Source organism: Streptomyces sp. NPDC048196, from assembly GCF_040652715.1.
Taxonomy (GTDB): Bacteria; Actinomycetota; Actinomycetes; order Streptomycetales; family Streptomycetaceae; genus Streptomyces; species Streptomyces siderophoricus.
Genome location: NZ_JBEZMM010000110.1, coordinates 1 through 2,725, shown reverse-complemented (window position 1 = coordinate 2,725; position 2,725 = coordinate 1). Strand labels below are relative to the sequence as shown.

At 72.6% G+C, this 2,725-nt stretch carries 3 protein-coding genes; 2 read left to right on the top strand and 1 reads right to left on the bottom strand.

The features are described 5' to 3' along the window. Nucleotides 1–258: 258 nt before the first annotated feature. Nucleotides 259–798 carry a GNAT family protein gene (locus AB0E02_RS39245; protein WP_362149574.1) on the bottom strand — a complete coding sequence of 180 codons (540 nt, stop codon included), beginning with the start codon at nucleotides 796–798 and terminating at the stop codon, nucleotides 259–261. 77 nt (nucleotides 799–875) lie between these two features. Here AB0E02_RS39245 and AB0E02_RS39240 point away from each other — a divergent pair, with 77 nt between their 5' ends. Continuing rightward, nucleotides 876–1,802, top strand: a complete 927-nt coding sequence (locus AB0E02_RS39240; protein WP_362149572.1) for a LysR family transcriptional regulator — start codon at nucleotides 876–878, stop codon at nucleotides 1,800–1,802. 137 nt (nucleotides 1,803–1,939) lie between these two features. Further along, the gene (dmpI, locus tag AB0E02_RS39235) at nucleotides 1,940–2,122 is read left to right on the top strand and encodes a 4-oxalocrotonate tautomerase DmpI (protein ID WP_093486277.1); all 183 of its coding nucleotides are present in this window, start codon (nucleotides 1,940–1,942) and stop codon (nucleotides 2,120–2,122) included. The last annotated feature ends 603 nt before the right edge of the window (nucleotides 2,123–2,725 follow it).

Genomic DNA, 2,725 nt, shown 5'->3' with positions numbered 1-2,725 from the left:
GGGACGTAAAGCGACAGCAGTCCCAAACACCGGCCCCGCAGGCCCGTCACCGCACCCGACACCCACCCAGCCCGCCGCAGGCGCAACGGCCAGACGCCCCGCGGCGCAGCAGAGAGCTACGTGCGGAGCGCCGCAAGGCGCAACGGCGAGACGACCCGCGACGCCGCAGACAGGTACGTGCGGGGGCGCCGCAAAGCGCATCGGCGAGCGAGCCCCGCGGCGCAGCAGACAGGTACGTGGGGATCGCCCGCGAAGCGGTCACGCAAGGGCCGCCATGATCAAGACGTCCTGCCATTCGCCGTCCCAGTGCAGCGCGTCGCGCAGGCGGCCCTCCACCTCGAAGCCGCACTTCTCGTAAGCACGTTGCGCGCGCGGGTTAAACGGGAAGACCTCCAGCTCGACGCGGTGCAGGCCCACCCGGTCGAAGGCGTAGGCCAGGAGGAGGCGGATCGCCTCGGGGCCGATGCCGCGGCCGGTGGCGTCCGCGGCGAGGGAAATACGGAAGCTGCCGTTGGCGTTGTCCTTGTCGATCTGGCTCAGCGCCAGTTCGCCGAGGTAGCCGCCGGTCTCCCGATCCTCGATGGCGAGGTCGAGACGGTCGGGGCGCCCGGCGGCGGCTGCGCACCAGTCCTGCAGTTCGGGCAGTGTCCAGTCGCGGTGGGTGCCGGTCAGTCGGCGTATCTCGGGGTCGAGGAAGGTGGCGTGGAAGGCGTCTGCGTGCCGGAGCGTGAGCGGGACCAGCCGGATCCGCTCGCCCGTGAGCACCGGCTTCTCCGAAAGTGCGGTGGGGTCGATCATGACGGGATGATGGCGGGCCGCGAACGGTGCGGCAACTGAAATCGACCGGTGGGGGAGCCGGTCGGAAGGGGGACGGCGTGGAGCTGCGCCAGGTGCGGTATTTCGTCACGGTCGCGCAGGAGTTGCACTTCGGGCGGGCGGCCGAGCGGCTGCACATCGTGCAGTCGGCGGTGAGTCAGCAGGTCCGGCGGCTGGAACGGGAGCTGGGGGCCGAGCTGTTCGACCGCTCGGCGCGCCAGGTGCGGCTGACGGCCGTCGGCGCGCGGTTCCTGCCGGAGGCCCAGGCGCTGCTGGCGGCCGAGGAGCGCGCCCGCGCCGTCGTCGCCGAGCTGACCGCCGGCCGGTCCCGCACCCTGCGCCTGGGGACGAGCACGGGCCTGGGTGCGCATCTGGACCGGGTGCTGGACGCGCTGGCCGGGCTCGCCCCGGAGATCGGGGTGGAGCTGGTTTCGGCGCGGGCCCCGGAGCGGCTCGACCGGGTGGTCTCGGGCGAGCTGGCCGCGGCGTTCCTCCGCGGTGAGCCGGACAACGGCGGCCGGGAGGGGCTGAGGTTCCTCCCGCTGTGGCAGGACCCGCTGGTGGCGGCCGTCCCGGCCCGGCATCCGCTCGCCGCCTCGCCCGGCACGGTCGCGCTGACCGAACTCGCCCCGGTGCCACTGCTGCTGACCGAGCGGCGCAACAACCGCGCCCTGGTCGACCTCGTGGTCAACGCGTGTCATGACGCCGGTTTCGCCCCCGTGCCCGGTCCTCGGTACAGCTCGCTGGACGACACCTTGACCGCGATCGGCGCCGCCGGCCCGGCGGACGGGCTGTGGACCGTCGTCTACGCCTCACACGCCGACCGGCTCCATACGCCCCGGGTGGCCTTCCTGCCGTTCCGCAACCCGGGCATGGAGCTCACCACCCATCTCGCGGTGCGTCGCAGCGATCCGCCGGCCGGGCTGGAGCCGCTGCTGCGGGCCTGCGCGGAGGCGGGCGGCGGCGGGGTGTGGCCCGCCGCCTGAGCCCGCCCGATCTCGATCCGTGATCGCTGCGGGCGCGATCCGCTTCTTGGTCGCGCGGGCCGTACGCGATGGACTGAGGGCACGTCGGCAAAACCGCCGCGAACGGCCAAGTGGCCCGTAGACCAGGGGAGTTCGTCATGCCCATCGTCACCGTCCAGCAGGGCCCGCGCAGCGTCGAGCTGAAGCGGGAGCTGGTCCGGCAGATCACCGATGCCTTCGTGGACGCGTACAAGATCCCCGCCGAAACCGTGCAGGTCTGGATCCAGGAGGTCCCGACCGACAGCTGGGGCGCAGCGGGCACGCTGACGGCGGACAAGTAATCCCCACGTACCCGGCTGTCCCGCCGCGGTTGTTGCTCGCCGTTGTGCGCTTTGCTTCGCCTCCCACCTAGTTGGCCGTCCCGCCGCGGGGCTTGTTCGCCGTTGCGCGCTTTGCGGCGCCGCGTACGTAGCTGTCTGCGACGCCGCGGGGCTCGCTCGCCGTGCGCTTTGCGGCGCCTACCACGTACCTGGCCGTCCCGCCGCGGGTGTTGTTCACCGTCGCGCCTGCGGCGGGCTGGGTGGGTGCCGGGTGCGGTGACAGCCCTACAGACTTCGTCCTCCGGTCTGTCCCCTCCCGTGAGGGGAGTGGGAAGAGGGCGGCGGGGGTGGGCGTTGGGGGTATAAGGGGACCTGGGTACCCGTAGGGGTGGGTCGAACAGATCCCGTAAGGGTCGCGAGGGCCCCCTGCGGGGCCACAACCCAACGGGCTGGGGCCGGTATTCCCGCTGTCCGGCGACGTCAGGTGGACGTGCCACAACGCGCGCCCCCACTCACCCGCACACTCCCCCAACGGGAGGGGACGGGCCGGAGGGGCCGGTGTTTGGGACGTAAAGCGACAGCAGTCCCAAACACCCGCCCCCCAGGCCCGTCACCGCACCCAAC